Here is a 19,988-nt window from a genome sequence, read left to right on the forward strand (position 1 = left end):
TTAACGTCTCACTTATTCTTCTTTAAATCGGTTTTCATCAGGCGCTACATTCAATATCTGTAGTGTGCCTTTTAAAATCTCGGAAAACACAGGGCCAGCAACCGAACCACCGTAATAGTTATCCCCTTGTGGTTCGTTGACTACCACCACTACAGCAACTCGTGGATTACTCACAGGGGCAACACCTGCTGTATAAGCGAAGTATTCATCGCCATAACCACCCGCGATTGCTTTACGAGAAGTACCTGTTTTTGCCGCCACACGATAACCTGGAACCGCGGCCTTGGTCGCGGTGCCGCCTGGCTGAGTCACGGTTTCCAACATGTTCAGCACCATATGGGCATTATTTTCGTCAATCACCTGACGTGACAAGTCTTGCTGATTGTTTTCGATAATGTGAATCGGTTGGTATTTACCGTAGTTGCCTAGCGTCGCATAAGCATGTGCCAGTTGAAGAGGCGTAATTGTCAGACCATAACCGAACGCTAAGGTCGCAATCTCAAACTTAGACCAGCGACGTCGGTTGGGGAATATTCCCGGGGTTTCACCTACTAAGTTAAGCCCGGACATTTCACCAAATCCGACCGAACTGTACATACCAAGTAAGGCTTCTAAAGGCATGTCGAGCGCCAGCTTAGCGACACCAATGTTACTCGATTTCTTCAATATGGTAGTTAGATCCGCCTTCCCTACTTTGGATGTATCACGTACTCTCTGACCACCGATTGGCATAATGCCATTGCCAGTATCAATGACGGTGTCTTTATCCGCGACACCGTTATCCAGTGCAGCTAAGACAACAAAAGGTTTCACCGTTGAGCCAGGTTCAAACGCATCGGTGATGGCTCGGTTTCTCATTTTTGCCGATTGAAGGTCAGAACGGTTATTTGGGTTGTAAGACGGCGCGTTAACCATAGCTAGCACAGCGCCGGTTTTCACATCCAATATTACCGCAGTGCCCGAGGTAGCTCGGTAATCCGCCACGGCTTGCTTGATAGAACGATAGGCAATGGCCTGAATACGCTGATCAATTGTCAGCTCGAGCGGTTTGCCTTCTTCTCGCTCTTCCAATGAAATGTTTTCAACAACTCGACCATATCTGTCTTTACGGATAATGCGTTTACCTGCTTCACCCGTTAGCCATTTATCATAGCTACGTTCAACACCTTCTAATCCGTGCCCATCAATTCCTGTCACACCGACTAAGTGAGCACTAACCTCACCTGTCGGGTAATAGCGGCGAGATTCCGCTTTCAACCCAACACCTGCGAGCTTAAGCTCGCGGATATAGTTGGCCATTGCAGGGCTAACTTGGCGCTGAAGATAGACAAAACGGCGGGATTTATTGCTGCGGATTTTGTCGACCATTTCTTTACGATCGAGACCAAGTACATCAGCCAGCGCATACCAGCGATCCATATTAGCAAAGCCATTGCGTTTAAAGATGGTCGCAGGGTCTGCCCACACCGCTTCTACGGGCACACTGACCGCCAACGGCTCACCATTGCGATCGGAAACAATCCCTCGTGCAGAGTGAATGGTTTTTGCGCGGACGGAACGCAAGTCCCCTTGCTGGATCAGGTTATCGGGCTCAACGATCTGGATGTAAGCAATGCGGATGACCAGCGCAGCGAAAGCACTGAAGACAAAAAATAAAACCAGATAAAAACGCCAGCGGATCAAGCTCGGCGGCTCAACAACCGCTTTTTTCTTAGGCGCAGAGGAGGCTTTGTTTTTACTCATGGGAGATCAATCACCACTTCTTTATCTGAGTCCGGGCGCTTCATTTGCAGTTCGTCTTTAGCAATTTCTTGCACTCGGCTATGCTCAGCCAATGCCGTTTCCTCAATCAACAAGTTGCGCCACTCGTTATCCAGCCGTTCACGTTCCTGCAAGGCTTGATCTTTTTCGGTAATGGCCTGTCGCGTGTGGTGTGTGGTGAAAACCACTCCCATGGCTGATGCAAAGATCAAAATCAGCACCAGCAAAGGCACTCGCCCCACAGTAAGTAGGTCGAGAGCGATCAATTTGGCGAGATTAGGAGTGGGTTTGCTCATTACTATTAAAGTTTTTCCGCAATTCGTAGCACAGAGCTGCGAGAGCGAGTATTAATGTCAACTTCTTGCTTGGAAGGCTTAATCGCTTTACCGATCGGCTTTAAGTTAGCGCTGCCCAGTGCTTTAATTTGCGCTTCCGTCATTGGAATACCATGAGGCACTTCAGGGCCTTTGCTCTCTTTGCGAATAAAACGCTTCACCATGCGATCTTCAAGGGAGTGGAAACTGATCACGGACAAACGACCTTCCGGAGCCAAAATACTGGCTGCGCCTTTCAACGCGGTGTCGATTTCTTCCAACTCACTGTTGATGTAAATACGGAACGCCTGGAATGAACGCGTGGCTGGGTGCTTTTTCTCTTTAAAACTCTTTGGCGCCGCGTCAGAAATAAGTTTTGCAAGCTGACCTGTACGCGTCAGCGGCTCGTTTTCTTCATTTTCACGGTAAGCAATTATCGCTTTAGCAATGCGACGAGCATGCTTATCTTCACCAAACTCACGGATAACCCATGTGATGTCATCAAGATCGGCTTCCATCAGCCACTGCGAGACAGGAATACCCGATGTCGGATCCATACGCATATCCAGTGGGCCATCTTTCATAAAACTGAAGCCACGTTCGGCATCATCAAGCTGAGGAGAGGAAACACCAAGATCAAGCAAGACACCATCGACTTGGCCGACTAAACCTCTTTCTTCTGCATACTTAGCCATGCCGGAGAAAGGGCCGTGAATAATCGTAAATCTAGGGTCATCGATCGTTTGAGCTTCAGCAATGGCTTGCGGATCGCGATCAATACTGAAAAGGCGACCATGTTCACCCAGTTGGGAAAGAATTTGGCGACTGTGACCACCACGACCAAAGGTTCCGTCAATGTAGGTACCATCAGGCTTAATCGCTAAGCCATCGATAGACTCATGCAGTAATACAGAAATGTGCTTAAATTCTTCGGTCATGATTTTTTATCTCGCTCTCGCACCGACGCGCTCAAACTCTCCAGTGTACTGATTTAGAAGGTGATCGCCACCCATAGCGAACTGGAACACGTGATATTGCGCTAAGTTTAGTGCTTGCAGAATTAATTTCGTCAATAAAAAGCAAAAAACCCATCATAACGCTGAGGTTACGATGGGTCTCGAATAGGTGGAGCCGACATGTAAGCCGGGTTCTGTTCCGCTTGCGCGGTGGTAGCCATTCGTCTAGGCCAGCAATCGCTCACTGGCTCGAGCAACCTACCCGCTTCCTTACGCGAGCAACGCAATGTGGAAGCCTATTTGGTCTTGCTCCGGGTGGAGTTTACCCTGCAACGAACTGTTGCCAGTCGTCCGGTGCGCTCTTACCGCACCCTTTCACCCTTACCTGTGCTCTTACGAGCCATCGGCGGTCTTCTCTCTGCTGCACTTGTCGTAGGCTTGCGCCCCCCAGGCGTTACCTGGCACCCTGCTCTATGGAGCCCGGACTTTCCTCCCCTTCATCAGTCTCCCCAGCACAAGGCTAAAGGACATCAATGAAGCAGCGACTACCCAGTCAACTCCGAGGCGGATTGTATAGAGATTGAATCAAAGTGTCTAGCGAGATCACAGATTTGCTGTAAACGAGAGACTGAGTGGTGAAGAAATACACAGAAGAGCAACAAAACACAGAGTCGAGGTTACTTTCTCCAGACTCTATCATCTAGATTCACCTTCTTAATCGAGGTTATCTAATCCCCACTTATACAGCGCATTTTTTTTGAGGTTGTAGATTTCAGCAGCCATGGCAGCGGCTTTCTTTAATGGTAACTCTTTCGTCAAAATAGCCAGCGTGCGAGTCGCTTCTTCAGGTAGAGAGTCCATTGCAGCGGCGCGGTAACCATGAATCAGCAGTGCCATCTCACCTCTTTGTTGATTTTCGTCTGCTTTTACCCACTCAATCAATTCGCCAAGCGGTAAGCCCTGAATGGTTTCAAAGGTTTTCGTGAGCTCACGAGCGAGTACAACCTCACGCTCTGGGCCGAGAATATCCAGCATATCCTCGAGAGAGTCGACGATACGATGTGGAGATTCATAAAAGATACAAGTACGTTCTGCCTTTGCAATCTCAAGAAATTTATCTTTTCGACCCTTACTTTTCGCTGGCAGAAACCCTTCAAAGCTAAATCGGTCAGAAGGCAAACCAGACGCACTTAACGCAGTAATCACAGCACACGCGCCAGGAAGTGGCACAACTTTAACCCCAGCCTGACGACATTTTGTGACCAGATGATACCCTGGGTCACTGATTAATGGCGTTCCTGCATCTGAAACTAGGGCAATTGAGTGCCCAGCTAACAGTTTCTCAACCAAAACTTGCGCTTTTTGCTGCTCATTATGATCATGTAGTGCAAAAGTTTTGGTCGGAATGCCAAAATGAGACAGCAATTTGCCAGTATGACGCGTATCTTCGGCAGCTATCAGATCAACATTTGTTAAAACGTCGAGCGCTCGTTGAGTGATATCACCTAAATTGCCAATTGGAGTCGGGACAATATAGAGAGTTGGGACCTCAGTTGGTAAGGTTTTGTTATCTGTCATTTGTTTACCATCACTTCAACGATTAATATAGACACAATTTTATACGGAATTAGTTAATAACTCATGGCCATGAAAAACCAAAAGCGACTCAGTGTAACACGCTTACTGACTCCTGTAGCCCTTGCTGTCACACTGGCGGCCTGTTCTACTGCACCTTCAACACCGACTTATGTTGATATTACGCTTGACCCTAACCAGTCCATGCAGACTTACCTAATGCGTGCAGACAGCAGTGAAGGCAGTATTCAGAGTGATTGGTTAATCATGGCTTTAAAAGCCGCCATTGAATCAAATGATATCACTCAGGCTGAATTGTTAATAAAGCGACTCGGCCGACAAAACTTAGCCCAACTGCAGCAAGCAGAATGGCAACTGGCGCGTGCTGATGTGTTAATGAAACAAGAGAAATACGAAGAGGCACTCAGCAAACTTAACTTCAAGCCATCGTGGAATTTGGCCGATGAACAGTGGAAAGACTACCATCAGACACGAGCAAAACTCCTGACTCAACAAGGCCAGTTTTTCGAAGCAGCTCGCGAACTGACTAAATCATCAGAGTATGTTGACCAAGCAGAACAAGAAGTTATCGCTCAGGGTGTGTGGAGTAACCTCAATCAGTACAGTCAGTACCAAATTACCCAATATTCAGCTGAGCCGAATGAGGCCATCCTTGACGGTTGGTTGCAGCTAGCGATATACACAAAAACCTTATCTAGCAACATTCCTCAGCTGAAAAACACCCTAGAGAAGTGGCTAGAAGAAAATCCAGATCACCCGGCAGCAGCTTATACTCCGCAAGCGATTAGCGATATTCTCTCTCTCGAAATTGTCAAACCTGTCAGTACGGCTTTACTCCTGCCTTTATCCGGTAAGTTCGCCAAACAAGCTCAGTTGATTCGTGACGGCTTCATCTTAGAAATGATGAACGATACGCAACGTGATGAGAATGCCAACCTGACTGTGATCGACACCAACACTGTGACACCAGAGCAGCTGGAGCAAACTTTAGTAGAGAAAAACATCGACTTTGTCGTTGGCCCACTGATTAAAAGTAACATCGAAAAGCTACAGCAAGCACAAGCGAGCTTTTCGCGCCCACTGCCTACCTTAGCGTTAAACATTCCAGATGACCTGGAAGCGGGCAATAACACTTGCTATTTGGCGCTCTCACCAGAGCAAGAAGTTGCTCAGGCGGCAAAACACCTATTTGCTCAAGGATATCGCTACCCGCTAATTCTCGCTCCACAAGGCAGGCTTGGCACCCGTGTTGTTGAAGCCTTCGAAGGGGAATGGAAGAAATACAGTAAAGATAAAGTCGCGGTGAATCTATTTGGCGACAAACGCCAGCTTCAACGTGATATCAATAAAGTCTTTGGCTTACAAGAAAGCCAGCAGCATATCGCCCAGATGGAATCACTACTTGATATACCTCTCGAAAGCCAACCGCGCAGCCGTCGCGATATTGATGCAGTATACATAGTGGCAGGTAGTTCAGAGCTAACACTGATCAAGCCATTTATAGAAGTAGCAGTGAACCCAGATACCGCACCACCTAAACTGTTCTCAAACTCACGCAGTAACAGTGGCCGCCAGCAATATGAAGACCTCACAGGCGTGATGTACAGTGACATCCCGCTATTAATACAGCCAAATGCAGCATTGGAAGCGCAAATGGAGCAATTGTGGCCGAAAGATTCTAATGCAGAGAAACGCCTTCAAGCGCTAGGTATGGATGCATACCTGCTAATGGAACAATTGCCACAAATGAAAGTTGTCCAAGGCCATACTTTGCAGGGCAACACTGGTGTACTGAGCATCAACGAAGACTGCGTAGTACAACGAGAAATCAGCTGGGCCGAACATGGTGTGGCTAAGTAAACGCCAAAGTGGTGAACACTACGAAACTTTGGCGGAGCAATACCTCATCCGCCAAGGCCTGTCACCGATTGAGCGAAACTTCCATTCCAAAGGCGGTGAACTCGATCTTATAATGCAGGAAGGCTCGACCATAGTGTTTGTTGAAGTACGTTACCGCTCAAACCAACACTATGGCCACGCTGCAGAAACGGTTACCCAAAGCAAAATGCACAAGCTCATCAAAACAGCCAACGTCTGGTTGATGAAACAGGGTAAGTCCGCACACACAACCGATTTTCGATTTGACTTGGTGGCCATGCATCAGCAAGGTAAGCAAATCGAGTGGATAAAAAACGCAATAACTCAAGGATAATCAATGCTAGACAGCATTAAAGACAGCTTTACAGAAAGTATTCAGATTCAAATTGCCGCCGCAGAAGCTCTGCCAGATGCGATTACCCACGCCGCACAGGCCATGGTCGCCAGCCTACTCAATGGGAATAAGATCTTATGCTGCGGTAACGGTGGCTCTTCCTCTAATGCACAACAGTTTGTCTCGTGTCTGCTCAACCGCTTTGAAACCGAACGTCCAAGCCTACCTGCAATGGCGTTAACGGCCGACAATACCACCCTGACTGCGGTAGCCAATGATTACCATTATGAGGAAATCTTCTCAAAACAGGTCAGAGCTTTTGGCCAAACAGGAGATATCTTGCTGGCTATATCGACCAGTGGTAACAGTAAAAACATCATCAAAGCCATGGAAGCAGCCGTGACGCGCGATATGACGATCATTGCCTTCACAGGTAAGGATGGCGGCGAGATGGCGGGTTTACTGGGAGAAAACGATGTGGAAATTCGGATACCATCTCACAGAACGGCGAGAATTCATGAAGTGCATATGGTGACTCTACACTGCTTATGCGATCTTATCGATCAAGTATTGTTCCCAGCTCACGAAGAGTAAGTTATGAAACACCTTAAAGCTTTTGTCATAACCTGTATGCTACTCAGCACAACTGGCTGTGCAGGTTTGTTTGTTGCTGGCGCAGCAACGACCGTCAATGTTGTCACCGACACCCGCACGACACAAGAGATGTGGGATGACAACAATATCGAGTTTGAAGTGGCAGGCTTAGCGAATAAGCCACCTTTTCAGCGGGAGGTCAGAATTACCGCCAGTTCCTACGACGGCACAGTGGTACTAATGGGCCAAGCAAGTAATCAGGATCTGCTCAACCAGTTTGTCGCTAAAACCAAAGAGCTGAAAGGCGTAGAGACAATTCATAATCAAGTCCGTATTAAAGCTCCACTATCTGTTGGTCAAATCAGTCATGACAGCTGGATCACAACCAAAGTGAAATCCGCCTTACTCACAAATGGTGAGCTTAATGGCATTAAAGTGAAAGTGATTACAGAAGACAAAGAAGTCTTCTTGCTGGGCTATGTATCTCCTGAACAAGCGGATATTGCCGTGGATGTTGCACGTAACATATCCGGAGTCAAACAAGTCATCAAAGCATTTCAAACTGGAAGCTAGTCACTTCTCAAGGCACAAAAAAAGCAGCGAATTCGCTGCTTTTTTGTTTATTTGACTACTCGCAAACTTGGACGACCTTTCGGCCTTGGCGGCTCATCATCTGGAGTCGGTTCGTCATCATCAGATTCTGTCGCTAATGACAGGCCTGATTCTTCTTCTAACAAATCTTCGACATCCGCCATGTCTTCTTCTTCGAAGTCATCCATGTAAGCATCTTCTGGCTCAAACATCGTACCTGCACCGTTCTCACGGGCGTAGATGGCTTGCACGGCATACAATGGAACAATGACAGAGTGAGGACGACCTGAGAAGCGAGCACTAAATGTAATCGCTTCGTTGCCTAACTCTAAATTACCCACAGCTCGAGGAGCAATATTAAGAATAATCTGACCATCCTGAACAAACTCAACCGGCACGCGAACACCAGGAAGAGTAGCAGCTACGACTAAATGCGGAGTTAAGTCGTTGTCCACCAGCCAATCATAAAAAGCACGAAGCATGTATGGTCGGCGTGGTGTCATTTTTTCTATGTCCATTTCGCTTCCAATTAGCGACTCAGACGCATTTCACGTTCAGCTTCTGTCAAAGAGGCTAGGAAAGAATCACGCTCAAATACGCGGTTCATGTAAACCTTCAGCTCTTTAGAACCAGGACCGACAAGCTCGATACCTAGCTGAGGCAAACGCCACAATAGCGGAGCTAAATAACAGTCGATCAGACTGAATTCTTCGCTCATGAAGTATTCAAATTCAGCAAAAACCGGACCTAGAGTAAGAAGGTCGTTGCGTAACTTGTTGCGTGCAGCTTCTGCTTCTTCAGCATTGCCTTTGACAACTTTCTCTGCCAGTGAATACCAGTTTTTCTCAATACGGTAAATCATCAGACGGCTGTTACCACGAGCAACTGGGTATACAGGCATCAAAGGTGGATGTGGGAAACGCTCATCCAAGTATTCCATGATAATTTTTGAGTCGTAAAGGGCAAGCTCACGATCTACCAAAGTAGGTACTGATTTATATGGGTTCAGTTCAATCAGTTCAGCAGGAAGATTTGCTTCGTCGACCAATTCAACTTCAACACTTACGCCTTTCTCAGCCAGAACAATACGTACCTGATGGCTATACATATCAGATGCACTTGAAAATAGAGTCATCACAGAACGTTTATTGGCAGCTACAGCCATGGAGCCCTCCAGCACACTTACAGATATAAAAAATAATGGAGGCTAAGCCTCCATTATCAACAATAAAATTGGGAATTAGCACAGCATGATAGCACAATTAGTGCACATCACGCCAATACTCTTTCTTGAGCAGAACAACCACGATAGTGAAGATAACGAGGAATGCCATTACCCACCAACCTAGTGCATGACGCTCTAGTTTCACAGGGTCACCCGAGTATTCTAGGAAGTTCACCAAATCACGAACTGCATCGTCGTACTCTTCTTGGTTCAACTCACCAGTGCCATCACTTTCAACACCAACCACAACTTTATGCTCTTCGCCTTCTACGACTTGAGTCTCGTAAACCGGCTTAGGAATGCCCTGAAGCTCTTCCAATACGTGCGGCATACCAACACTTGGGAAAACAACATTGTTCACTCCAAACGGACGAGATGGGTCCTCATAGAAAGAACGCAAGTATGTGTATAGCCAGTCAGAACCACGAACACGGGCAACTAGTGTTAGATCTGGTGGTGTTGCACCAAACCATTTCGCTGCTGATTTGTCCGGGATGGCATTTTCCATCAGATCACCAACTTTCGCATTAGGATCGAAAATCAGGTTTTCTTTTAGCAACTCAACTGGAATACCGATATCACGAGCAACACGCTCGTAACGTTGATACTGCGCTGAGTGACAGCCGAAACAGTAGTTCATGAACAGCTTGGCACCATTTTGCAGTGAAGCTTGGTCACTTAGGTCGTTGTTTGCTTTATCAAGCGGTACATTTGCGCCCGCTGCCATTGCCAGAGAAGGCAGCATTGCAAACAAAATTACAATCCATTTTTTCATTTGAATGTCACCCTTTCTGGTAGTGGCTTAGTCGCTTCGTTCTTGCTGTAGAAGTACAGCAGTACGAAGAACATGAAGTAAGCTAAGCTGAAGATCTGAGCTAATAGCGTATATGTTGGTGTTGCTGGTAGCGCACCAAGAACACCTAGCGCAATAAAGCTGATCGTAAACTGGATGATATTGAATAAATGGAACTTACTGCGGTAGCGGTAAGAACGAACCTTACAACGGTCTAGCCATGGTAGAACAAACAACACGACAATAGACGCGCCCATCGCGATAACACCTAGTAACTTATCAGGAACGGCACGTAGAATCGCGTAGAACGGTGTGAAGTACCATACTGGAGCAATGTGCTCTGGTGTTTTCAGTGGGTTAGCGGCTTCAAAGTTAGGCGGCTCAAGGAAGTATCCACCCATTTCTGGGTTAAAGAACAACACGTAACAGAACAGGAATAGGAAACCTGCTACACCAACCATATCCTTCACCGTACCGTAAGGATGGAAAGGAATAGAGTCAATGATGTCGTATTTCTTCGTATAATCCTTATGGAATGGGAACTGAGTTTTGTAGTCATCGCCCATCGAACCTTTAGGTAGCTTAGTTTCGATACCGTCTGGGTTGTTAGAACCTACTTCATGCAGTGCCAAGACGTGCAAAACGATAAGCAGCAGAAGTACGATAGGAAGTGCGATAACATGCAGTGCAAAGAAACGGTTCAGGGTAGCGCCTGAGATCACGTAGTCACCACGAATCCATAGCGTTAGGTCATCACCAATAACAGGAATTGCACCAAACAGTGAAATGATTACCTGTGCACCCCAGTAAGACATCTGACCCCATGGAAGTAGGTAGCCCATGAAAGCTTCAGCCATCAACACAAGGAAGATAAGCATACCGAAGATCCACAGCAGCTCACGAGGCTTCTGATAAGAGCCGTAGATCAAGCCACGGAACATGTGCAGGTAAACCACAACGAAGAACGCAGACGCGCCCGTTGAGTGCATATAACGGAGTAGCCAACCGTACTCTACGTCGCGCATGATGTATTCGATTGAAGCAAACGCGCCATCGCCAGATGGAACGTAGTTCATTGTCAGCCAGATACCTGTCAGAATCTGGTTAACCAACACAAGCATTGCTAGTGAGCCAAACAGATACCAAAAGTTAAAGTTCTTCGGCATCGGATATTCAGAAAGGTGCTTCTTGTACGCATTCATTGCGGGTATGCGTTTTTCTACCCAATCAAGTAGAGCTTGCATTATGCCTCCCCTTCTTCGTCAACACCGATGATAATCTTAGTATCACTGAGATACATGTGCTTTGGAACAACCAGGTTTAGTGGAGCAGGTACACCTTGGAACACACGACCAGCCATATCAAACTTAGAGCCGTGACAAGGACAGAAGAAACCTGATTTAACACCCTGAACCTGTTCACTAAAACTGTCTGGTAAATAAGTCGGTGAACAACCAAGGTGGGTACAGATACCTACAGCAACAAAGTACTCAGGCTTGATGGAACGGTAGGCATTTTGAGCATATGCTGGTTGCTGCTCTTCGCCTGATGCTGGGTCACGAAGCTGACCGTCGATATTTTTCAGCGCGTCTACGATCGATTGTGCACGACGGACAACCCATACAGGTTTACCACGCCATTCGACACGAACCATCTGCCCTTCTTCAAGTTTACCGATGTCAACTTCAACAGGGGCACCCGCAGCTTTTGCTTTCTCACTTGGGTTCCAAGATTTAATAAAAGGAACGGCGACAGCAGCTGCTCCGAGACCACCCACAACCGCGGTTGTAGCTGTCAAGAAACGTCTGCGACCGTTATTTAAAGGCGCATTGCTCATCCAAACATTCTCCCATTTGCTCCTTTTGGATTATTGTTATTCCGCTTAAAGAGCATGGCTAACAAAATACGAATTTAGTTGTATTTATTTGATGGCAAATGATAAATAAAACCCTACTTTTTGACAAGATAAAGCTACCTTTTTGTAACAATCGTGAAGTAAATCGCCTATGAGGTCACAAAAGGGGAATAAGTAATATAAAAGTTCGCGAAACTGGTCTGGGAGAAGGGATTTTTTTGCGTAGAAAAACAAAAAGCCTGGCATGAAGCCAGGCTTTTGGGACCACATTCCGGTGAAAACACCGAAGGCCAATCTTTTCGAAAAAAGATTAACGCTTAGAGAACTGTGGACGACGACGTGCTTTACGTAGACCAACTTTCTTACGTTCAACGCAACGAGCGTCACGAGTAACGTAACCAGCTGCACGTAGAGTAGGACGTAGAGACTCATCGTATTCCATTAGAGCGCGAGTGATACCGTGACGGATAGCACCTGCTTGACCAGAAATACCGCCACCTTTAACAGTAACGTATAGGTCTAGTTTCTCAGTTAGTTCAACTAGCTCTAGAGGCTGTTTAACAACCATACGAGAAGTTGGACGACCGAAGTACTCATCAAGGCTACGCTTGTTGATTACGATGTTGCCGCTGCCTGGTTTAATGAAAACACGTGCAGCTGAGCTTTTGCGACGGCCAGTGCCGTAGTATTGATTCTCTGCCATTTTCGAAATCCCCGATTAGATGTCTAGTACTTGTGGTTGTTGAGCAACATGGTTGTGCTCAGCACCAGCGTAAACTTTCAGCTTACGGTACATAGCACGGCCTAGAGGACCACGTGGTAGCATACCTTTAACTGCTAGCTCAAGCGCCATCTCTGGCTTACGATCAATTAGCTTCTCGAAGCTGATTGATTTTAGGCCGCCAGGGAATTCAGTGTGACGGTAGTAAATCTTACCTTTAGCTTTGTTACCAGTTACAGTAACTTTCTCCGCGTTTACAACGATGATGTAATCACCAGTGTCAACGTGTGGAGTGTACTCAGCTTTGTGTTTGCCACGTAGGCGAGATGCAATTTCACTTGCTAGACGACCAAGAGTTTTACCTTCAGCGTCTACAACGTACCAGTCGCGTTTTACAGTTTCTGGTTTAGCAACGAAAGTTTTCATGCTAATAATAACCCGTTAATTTAAATTTACACTTCAGGAGCATTGCTCCCACTGACTAAGAGCCCAGTCATCACCCCTTCGAGTGGTTGGCACTCTCGACCCTAGATCCGCTATGGATTTGGTCTGCAGTAACGGTGGGTCGCAGGATTATAGAGAAGTCAGTTGAAAAAATCACCTCTTTTTGGGTAAAAAGTTTAATTTTTTTTTACTCCTCGTAGAAACACTCAAGCCCTTATGCCAAATGCTCTTTCGCCAGATAATCATGGCTTTGCATTTCTATCAATCGAGACTGACAACGTTTAAATTCAAACTCAAGCTGCCCTTGCGTGTATAACTCTTCTAATGCCACTTCCGCTGAAATAATTAATTTGACATTTCGCTCATAGAATTCATCCACCAGCGCAATGAAACGACGAGCCGCATCATCGATTGTCCGCCCCATTTGCTGGACGTCTGCGAGCAACACCGTATTGTAGATCCGTGATAACTCAATATAGTCATTCTGACTTCTGGCCGATTGACATAACTGGGCAAAGGTGGCGTGTAATACCCCTTCGTAAGAATTGACGACCTCTATCTGGCGATGATTAATTTCAATGCTTTTTTCACCTTGCTTGTTTTCACCAACCAGTTGTTCAAAGTAGTGGCACAGATTGGTATTAGCCTGCTTATCCAGAGGAAAATGGTAAATTTCTGCTTGCTCCAACGTTCTGAGACGGTAATCGATGCCGCTATCGACATTCAATATCAGGCAATTAGCGTTAATTAAATCAATAGCAGGCAAAAAGCGCGCTCTTTGTAAACCATTTCGGTAAAGATCTTGAGGTGGAATATTAGACGTAGCAACCAGCACCACGCCACGTTTGAATAACGCTTGGAACAAGGTGCCTAAAATCATCGCATCAGTAATATCTGATACAAAAAACTCATCAAAGCAGATAATTTCCGCTTCCGATTTAAATTTATCCGCCACTAACTCGAGAGGGTCATTCACATCCCCCAGCGCATTCAATTCATCATGCACCCGATACATAAATCGGTGGAAGTGTACGCGCATCTTTTTGTCGCTGGGCAAAGCTTCAAAAAAGGTATCCATTAAATACGTTTTTCCACGCCCTACCCCGCCCCAAAAGTACAGCCCTTTGGGCGCAGCGGGCAACGATGCTTTTTTACCAAACCAACTCTTCCACCCGGTGACAGGCTCGACCGAGGTGTTTATGTATTGAATAAATTCATGGTAGAGATTATCCAAAGCTCTCACCGCTTGAAGCTGTGCTTCATCTTGTTGAAAGCCATGTTCTTTTACATCTTTTGTATAGATCTCTAAGGGTGTCATCACTTCACTCACGTGCTATAGAAGGATTGAAACTGCTATGCAGAGCACACGCATTTTTCTTTATCGTCTCGAATTCTCATAGTAACATGTCCGATGAGCATGTGTAACCGACCGGTAAAAAACATGTTAAATAACAATGATAAGGAGCGAATATGCCTTGGATTTATGCCCTCGTAGGTTTGCTTGTTGGCGCTGTTTTAGGAATCATCATCTCGCGCATTACCACTCCGGGATACAAAAAACAGAAGACCATCCAGAAAGACTTGGAAACCGCCAAATTCGAGCTTGAGCAACAAAAACAAGATCTTGCTGATCACTTTGCTCAGACAGCCGAAATGTTAGATTCACTGGGTAAGGAATACACTAAGCTTTACCAACACATGACGAAAACGTCTGCAGAATTGTTGCCAAACATTCCTGAGCAAGACAATCCGTTCAATAAAAAAGTCGCTGAGCAATCTCAAACAGAAGAACCTGCTGAGCCTGAACAACCATCAGCGGTGCTAAGCGAAGCACCTAAAGATTACGCGTCAGGTGCAACAGGCATGTTAGCTGAAGAGAAAAAAGAAGTACTCAACTCAGCACAAGCGGTGACCGCTAAAGCGTCGTAACTCTATTTTACCTCTTGGTGAACTTTGCAAAGGTTTTTGAGTCATAACTCCCATAAGCGTCGATTGATTTCTTATTTTTCAAACAAATATTGAATCTCAGGCCTTAACTTAACTAGGAGTTATCAGATGAAAAAACCTTTGCTTGCTTTAACCGTCCTGTCCTTAAGCTTAAGTTCAATCATCACCCCCATACAAGCCACAGCGGCCCTTCCTCTGTCTGTAGATGGAGAGCAATTGCCTAGCCTCGCCCCTATGCTAGAAACAGTCACCCCTGCGGTGGTGAGTATTTCTGTAGAAGGCACTCAGGTATCCAAACAACGCATTCCTGAGCAGTTCCGTTTCTTCTTCGGTCCTGAATTTCCGACCGAGCAGTTGCAAGAACGTCCATTCCGAGGACTCGGTTCAGGTGTTATCGTCAATGCAGATAAAGGCTATATAGTCACTAACTACCATGTCATCAATGGCGCGGAAAAAATTCGCGTGAAACTGCATGATGGCCGTGAGTACGATGCTGAGCTAGTTGGCGGAGACCAGATGTCAGATGTGGCTCTGTTGAAGCTTGAGAAAGCCAAAAACTTAACGGAAATTAAGATTGCAGATTCCGATGCATTACGTGTCGGCGACTTTGCTGTCGCGATTGGTAACCCATTCGGTTTAGGCCAAACGGTGACTTCAGGGATTGTCTCTGCGTTAGGTCGAAGTGGTTTGAATATCGAAAACTTCGAGAACTTCATCCAGACCGATGCTGCGATTAACAGTGGTAACTCGGGCGGTGCTCTAGTTAACCTAAAAGGTGAACTGATTGGTATTAATACCGCGATTCTAGGACCTAACGGCGGTAACGTTGGCATCGGTTTCGCGATTCCATCCAATATGATGACTAACCTAACCGCACAAATCTTAGAGTTTGGTGAAGTTAAACGCGGTATGCTGGGTGTGCAAGGCGGTGAAATCACTTCTGAGCTTGCAGAAGCGCTCGGCTATGAGTCAAGCAAGGGGGCTTTTGTTAGCCAAGTAGTTCCGGACAGCGCAGCAGACAAAGCAGGTCTTAAAGCTGGTGACGTGATTGTATCAGTCAACGGCAAAGATATTCACTCGTTCAGTGAGCTGCGAGCCAAGGTTGCGACACTCGGTGCTGGCAAGAAGGTCTCACTCGGCATTATCCGTGATGGTAAGAAAGAGAGCTTTGACGTCACTCTAGGTGAGCAGCAAAATGTGAAAGCGTCAGCAGATAAACTGCATGAAGGTCTATCGGGTGCAGAGCTGACCAACACCACCTCAAATGATTCCGTGCAAGGCGTGAAAGTCGCTTCCGTTGAGAAAGGGTCGAAAGCCGAAGCTTATCAACTGGCGAAAGGCGATATCATCATTGGTGTGAACCGCAAACGAGTCAAAAATCTTGCAGAGTTTAGAAAAGTGCTTGAGAAACAACCTGGCGTACTGGCTCTGAATATTCAACGTGGTGAACGTACCATTTATCTAGTCGTGCGTTAAAAACGCGAGGTCAATGTCAAAGGATGGTAGGATCTCCTGCCGTCCTTTTGTTATTTTCTCATCTAATGCTATTCTTTCGCCACTTGTCTGAATTTTGAAGTGGTTAGGAAGATATGCTGCAATTCTTATTGCGTTCAATAGGTTTAGGGTTGGCGACAGCTGCGTTGTTGCTATTAGCTATCCCCTCTCTGCGTTCCACTATTCTTCCTCAGAATTTCCGCGACGAAATCAACATCACTTCAGCACAAGAAATCTCATTTAATAGTGCAGTCCGCAAAGCCGCCCCTGCAGTGGTGAATATCTATAGCCGAAAGTACAAAGAAGATGATCGCTCAAAGCTACTGACTCAAGGGCTAGGCTCAGGCGTGATCGTCAGTGATAAAGGCTATATCATTACCAACTACCACGTTGTCGCGCAGGCCGATCAAATTGTCGTCGCGCTACAAGATGGTCGCGTCGCTGCCGCGCAATTAGTTGGGACAGACAGACGTACTGATATCGCTATTCTGCGTGTCGAAGGCAACAACCTTCCTGTGATTCCACTTAACCCGAACTACTCACCGACAGTGGGAGATGTGGTATTGGCGATCGGAAACCCATACAACTTAGGTCAAACGACCACGTTTGGTATCGTGTCCGCAACGGGTCGCTCTTCAATCAGCGCCGGCGGCCGACAAGCCTTTATTCAGACAGATGCTGCCATCAATGAAGGAAACTCTGGCGGAGCCTTGGTGAACACACGAGGTGAATTGGTTGGCATCAATACGGCGTCCTTCCAACAAGCAACCGAGCTTGAAACTTACGGCATTTCTTTCGCGATTCCTTACACTCTCGCCAATAAGATCATGCAGAAGATCATTGCCGACGGTCGTGTTATTCGAGGCTATATAGGTATCGACGGTCAAGATATTAATTCCGTCACCTCACGTCTACTGGGTAATGAGCATTTAGGCGGTATTGTTGTACTCGGCGTTGATCCTAACGGGCCAGGCGCCGACGCAGGATTTCAAGCCCAGGACATTATTCTTAAAATCGATGGGCAAAAAATCAATGGTCGTCAAAGCGTAATGGATATAGTCACCGAATTGAGGCCGGGAACAACCGTCGATGTGCTCATCCTACGTAAGGGCAAAGAGCGAACCCTTAGCGTCACAATCGCAGAAGATACCCGAGAAATTTAAACATTGAATAATAAAAAAATCCCATGCTCTTTAGCATGGGATTTTTGTTTTATTCGCTTTCTTGTTCTGTCGTAGAGCTCTCTATTTCTATACGCGTCACTCGCTGCAACCCTCTCGGTAGTAAACTGCCTCGACGGCCACGCTCACCACGGAAATTGTCCAGATCTGCCGGTTTCAAACCTAACTTACGCTTACCTGCATAAAGGGTTACTGAAGCCCCCTGAGGCAACGACATCAGATGTGATACTACTTCTTCACGTTCTTTCGCTTTAGCTGCTGGAATATTGATAATCTTATTACCCTTACCTTTACCTAATTGAGGAAGGTCCTTAATCGGGAACAACAACATTCTGCCTTGGTTGGTAATCGCTAAGATTTCATCATTATCTAGGTTGCTAATGGTGTCGGGAGTCATCACTTCCGAGTTTTGTGGGAGTGTTACCAGTGCTTTACCACTGCGGTTTTTCGATAAAAGGTCACTGCCTTTACAAACAAAACCATAGCCCGCGTCAGAACCCACTAACCATAATTGGTCTTCTTCACCCATCACCACATGGCGAATGTTAGTTCCTGCATTAATGTTCAGGCGCCCGGTAATCGGTTCGCCCTGACTGCGCGCAGACGGCAGAGAATGCGACTCAAGCGAGTAACTTCGACCATCACTGCCGAGGAACACCGCTTGCTGGTTACTCTTACCGCGAGCATGGGCCAGATATTTATCCCCAGACTTATAGTTAAGCCCTTCGGCGTCGACATCATGCCCTTTAGCGTGACGAATCCAGCCTTTGTCTGAAAGCACAACAGTAATCGGTTCGCTCGGAACAAGGTCTCGTTCAGTCAAGGCTTTCGCTTCAGCACGCTCAACGAGAGGAGAGCGGCGATCATCACCGTATTTCTCTGCATCCGCTTTGATTTCTTTCTTCAAAAGCGTATTCAGACGGCGCTCAGAGCCCAATAACTGTTCAAGCTTTTCACGTTCTTTTTCTAACTCTTCCTGTTCACCACGGATCTTCATCTCTTCCAACTTGGCAAGATGACGAAGTTTGGTGTCCAGAATCGCGTCAGCCTGAATATCCGTAATGCCGAAACGAGCCATCAGTACGGCTTTTGGATCGTCTTCAGTTCGGATGATCTCAATCACTTCATCCAGATTGAGGTAGGCAACCAACAAACCTTCAAGAATATGCAGACGCGCAAGAACTTTATCTAAACGATGCTGCAAACGGCGGCGCACAGTTGCACGACGGAACTCAATCCACTCAGATAAGATCTGAACCAAACCTTTCACTTGTGGACGATTATCGAGACCGATCATGTTGAGGTTAACGCGGAAGTTTTTCTCCAGATCTGTCGAAGCAAACAGATGGTTCATCAACTGATCGCAATCGATACGATTTGAACGAGGAACAACAACAATACGCGTCGGGTTTTCATGATCCGATTCATCACGCAGGTCATCGACCATTGGTAGCTTCTTCGCTCGCATCTGGCTGGCAATTTGCTCAAGCAGCTTAGCACCTGAAACTTGATGTGGCAGTGCCGTTATAACAATGTCACCGCCCTCTTTATGCCAGACCGCGCGCATTTTAATGCTGCCACGCCCCGTGCGATAGATCTTCTCCAGTTCAGCTTTCGGCGAGATGATCTCTGCTTCTGTCGGGTAATCTGGCCCCTGAACAAAGTTCATCACATCGGCTAATTCTGATTTTGGATTGTCGATCAGATGAATGGTTGCCTCAGCAATTTCACGCACATTGTGTGGTGGGATATCGGTCGCCATACCAACCGCAATTCCCGTCACACCGTTAAGTAAAATGTGAGGAAGGCGAGCAGGCAGCATTTGAGGCTCTTTCATTGTGCCATCAAAGTTCGGCTGCCATTCAACCGTGCCCTGACCAAGTTCACCAAGCAGAACTTCTGCGAACTTGGATAATTTCGCTTCGGTATAACGCATCGCGGCGAAAGACTTAGGATCGTCCGGCGCACCCCAGTTCCCCTGACCGTCAACCAATGGGTAACGATAAGAGAACGGCTGAGCCATTAACACCATAGCTTCGTAACACGCCGAGTCTCCATGTGGGTGGTATTTACCCAACACATCACCAACCGTACGTGCCGATTTCTTATACTTTGCCGCTGCCGAAAGACCAAGCTCCGACATTGCATAAATGATTCGTCGTTGAACCGGTTTTAAGCCATCGCCAATGTATGGCAAGGCGCGGTCCATGATGACGTACATTGAGTAATTAAGATAAGCGTCTTCAGTGAACTTGCGCATTGGCAACTGTTCAACGCCATCGTATGTAATTTCCGTAGACATTC

At 46.5% G+C, this 19,988-nt stretch carries 21 protein-coding genes and 1 other RNA gene; 7 read left to right on the forward strand and 15 right to left on the reverse strand.

Annotated elements, in window-relative coordinates; translation table 11 throughout:
• Window positions 1-12 precede the first annotated feature (12 nt).
• The 6 genes from F0265_RS17285 to rsmI all read right to left on the reverse strand — a co-directional run bounded on the left by F0265_RS17285 (window position 13) and on the right by rsmI (window position 4,609).
• Complete coding sequence (locus F0265_RS17285; protein ID WP_171749831.1) at window positions 13-1,743, reverse strand: penicillin-binding transpeptidase domain-containing protein; 1,731 nt, start codon at window positions 1,741-1,743, stop codon at window positions 13-15.
• On the reverse strand, window positions 1,740-2,057 hold the full coding sequence (gene ftsL / locus F0265_RS17290; RefSeq protein ID WP_006958010.1) for a cell division protein FtsL: 318 nt from the start codon (window positions 2,055-2,057) through the stop codon (window positions 1,740-1,742). Before ftsL ends, F0265_RS17285 begins: the two co-directional genes overlap by 4 nt.
• 5 nt (window positions 2,058-2,062) lie before the next feature.
• Window positions 2,063-3,013: a 16S rRNA (cytosine(1402)-N(4))-methyltransferase RsmH gene (rsmH, locus tag F0265_RS17295; RefSeq protein ID WP_171749832.1), complete on the reverse strand. Its 951-nt coding sequence runs from the start codon at window positions 3,011-3,013 to the stop codon at window positions 2,063-2,065.
• 6 nt (window positions 3,014-3,019) lie between these two features.
• Window positions 3,020-3,148: a hypothetical protein gene (locus tag F0265_RS24700; protein ID WP_006958013.1), complete on the reverse strand. Its 129-nt coding sequence runs from the start codon at window positions 3,146-3,148 to the stop codon at window positions 3,020-3,022.
• A gap of 50 nt (window positions 3,149-3,198) precedes the next feature.
• Window positions 3,199-3,592, reverse strand: an RNA gene (gene rnpB, locus F0265_RS17300) — RNase P RNA component class A.
• Window positions 3,593-3,745: 153 nt separating this feature from the next.
• Window positions 3,746-4,609 (reverse strand): 16S rRNA (cytidine(1402)-2'-O)-methyltransferase, encoded by an 864-nt coding sequence (rsmI, locus tag F0265_RS17305; protein WP_043009110.1) that lies wholly within the window; start codon window positions 4,607-4,609, stop codon window positions 3,746-3,748.
• Window positions 4,610-4,672: 63 nt separating this feature from the next.
• Between rsmI and F0265_RS17310 the strand changes: the two genes are divergently transcribed.
• The 4 genes from F0265_RS17310 to F0265_RS17325 are packed head-to-tail and all read left to right on the forward strand — an operon-like array spanning window position 4,673 to window position 8,006.
• Window positions 4,673-6,487 carry a penicillin-binding protein activator gene (locus F0265_RS17310; protein ID WP_171749833.1) on the forward strand — a complete coding sequence of 605 codons (1,815 nt, stop codon included), beginning with the start codon at window positions 4,673-4,675 and terminating at the stop codon, window positions 6,485-6,487.
• Complete coding sequence (locus F0265_RS17315; RefSeq protein ID WP_171749834.1) at window positions 6,471-6,839, forward strand: YraN family protein; 369 nt, start codon at window positions 6,471-6,473, stop codon at window positions 6,837-6,839. Before F0265_RS17310 ends, F0265_RS17315 begins: the two co-directional genes overlap by 17 nt.
• 3 nt (window positions 6,840-6,842) lie before the next feature.
• Window positions 6,843-7,433 (forward strand): phosphoheptose isomerase, encoded by a 591-nt coding sequence (locus F0265_RS17320; RefSeq protein WP_006958019.1) that lies wholly within the window; start codon window positions 6,843-6,845, stop codon window positions 7,431-7,433.
• 3 nt (window positions 7,434-7,436) lie between these two features.
• Window positions 7,437-8,006: a BON domain-containing protein gene (locus F0265_RS17325; RefSeq protein ID WP_171749835.1), complete on the forward strand. Its 570-nt coding sequence runs from the start codon at window positions 7,437-7,439 to the stop codon at window positions 8,004-8,006.
• A gap of 47 nt (window positions 8,007-8,053) precedes the next feature.
• Here the strand turns inward: F0265_RS17325 and sspB are convergent, their stop codons facing one another.
• The 8 genes from sspB to zapE all read right to left on the reverse strand — a co-directional run bounded on the left by sspB (window position 8,054) and on the right by zapE (window position 14,380).
• Window positions 8,054-8,542: a ClpXP protease specificity-enhancing factor gene (gene sspB / locus F0265_RS17330; RefSeq protein WP_171749836.1), complete on the reverse strand. Its 489-nt coding sequence runs from the start codon at window positions 8,540-8,542 to the stop codon at window positions 8,054-8,056.
• A gap of 11 nt (window positions 8,543-8,553) precedes the next feature.
• Window positions 8,554-9,189: a stringent starvation protein SspA gene (gene sspA, locus F0265_RS17335; RefSeq protein ID WP_006958022.1), complete on the reverse strand. Its 636-nt coding sequence runs from the start codon at window positions 9,187-9,189 to the stop codon at window positions 8,554-8,556.
• A gap of 97 nt (window positions 9,190-9,286) precedes the next feature.
• Window positions 9,287-10,024: a cytochrome c1 gene (locus F0265_RS17340; protein ID WP_006958023.1), complete on the reverse strand. Its 738-nt coding sequence runs from the start codon at window positions 10,022-10,024 to the stop codon at window positions 9,287-9,289.
• Window positions 10,021-11,286: a cytochrome bc complex cytochrome b subunit gene (locus tag F0265_RS17345; RefSeq protein ID WP_006958024.1), complete on the reverse strand. Its 1,266-nt coding sequence runs from the start codon at window positions 11,284-11,286 to the stop codon at window positions 10,021-10,023. The genes F0265_RS17340 and F0265_RS17345 overlap by 4 nt, the downstream gene beginning before the upstream one ends.
• Complete coding sequence (gene petA / locus F0265_RS17350; RefSeq protein WP_006958025.1) at window positions 11,286-11,879, reverse strand: ubiquinol-cytochrome c reductase iron-sulfur subunit; 594 nt, start codon at window positions 11,877-11,879, stop codon at window positions 11,286-11,288. The genes F0265_RS17345 and petA overlap by 1 nt, the downstream gene beginning before the upstream one ends.
• 328 nt (window positions 11,880-12,207) lie before the next feature.
• Window positions 12,208-12,600 (reverse strand): 30S ribosomal protein S9, encoded by a 393-nt coding sequence (rpsI, locus tag F0265_RS17355; protein WP_005436094.1) that lies wholly within the window; start codon window positions 12,598-12,600, stop codon window positions 12,208-12,210.
• A gap of 15 nt (window positions 12,601-12,615) precedes the next feature.
• A complete protein-coding gene (gene rplM, locus F0265_RS17360; RefSeq protein WP_006877363.1) occupies window positions 12,616-13,044 on the reverse strand; it encodes a 50S ribosomal protein L13 in 429 nt (142 codons plus the stop codon).
• A 232-nt stretch (window positions 13,045-13,276) separates the two neighbouring features.
• Window positions 13,277-14,380, reverse strand: coding sequence for a cell division protein ZapE (zapE, locus tag F0265_RS17365; RefSeq protein ID WP_171749933.1), 1,104 nt, complete (start codon window positions 14,378-14,380; stop codon window positions 13,277-13,279).
• Window positions 14,381-14,532: 152 nt separating this feature from the next.
• Between zapE and zapG the strand changes: the two genes are divergently transcribed.
• The 3 genes from zapG (at window position 14,533) to degS (ending at window position 17,666) form a co-directional block, all read left to right on the forward strand.
• Window positions 14,533-14,991 carry a Z-ring associated protein ZapG gene (gene zapG, locus F0265_RS17370; protein WP_171749837.1) on the forward strand — a complete coding sequence of 153 codons (459 nt, stop codon included), beginning with the start codon at window positions 14,533-14,535 and terminating at the stop codon, window positions 14,989-14,991.
• A gap of 126 nt (window positions 14,992-15,117) precedes the next feature.
• Window positions 15,118-16,485, forward strand: coding sequence for a DegQ family serine endoprotease (locus F0265_RS17375; protein WP_171749838.1), 1,368 nt, complete (start codon window positions 15,118-15,120; stop codon window positions 16,483-16,485).
• 113 nt (window positions 16,486-16,598) lie between these two features.
• Entirely contained in the window at window positions 16,599-17,666 is a 1,068-nt protein-coding gene (degS, locus tag F0265_RS17380) for an outer membrane-stress sensor serine endopeptidase DegS (RefSeq protein ID WP_038509798.1), read from the forward strand.
• A gap of 49 nt (window positions 17,667-17,715) precedes the next feature.
• On the opposite strand, the gene parC is transcribed toward degS, so the two are convergent.
• The gene (parC, locus tag F0265_RS17385) at window positions 17,716-19,986 is read right to left on the reverse strand and encodes a DNA topoisomerase IV subunit A (protein ID WP_038509796.1); all 2,271 of its coding nucleotides are present in this window, start codon (window positions 19,984-19,986) and stop codon (window positions 17,716-17,718) included.
• Window positions 19,987-19,988 lie beyond the last annotated feature (2 nt).

Origin of the sequence: Vibrio sp. RE88, assembly GCF_013113835.1 — a bacterium.
Lineage (GTDB): Bacteria > Pseudomonadota > Gammaproteobacteria > Enterobacterales > Vibrionaceae > Vibrio.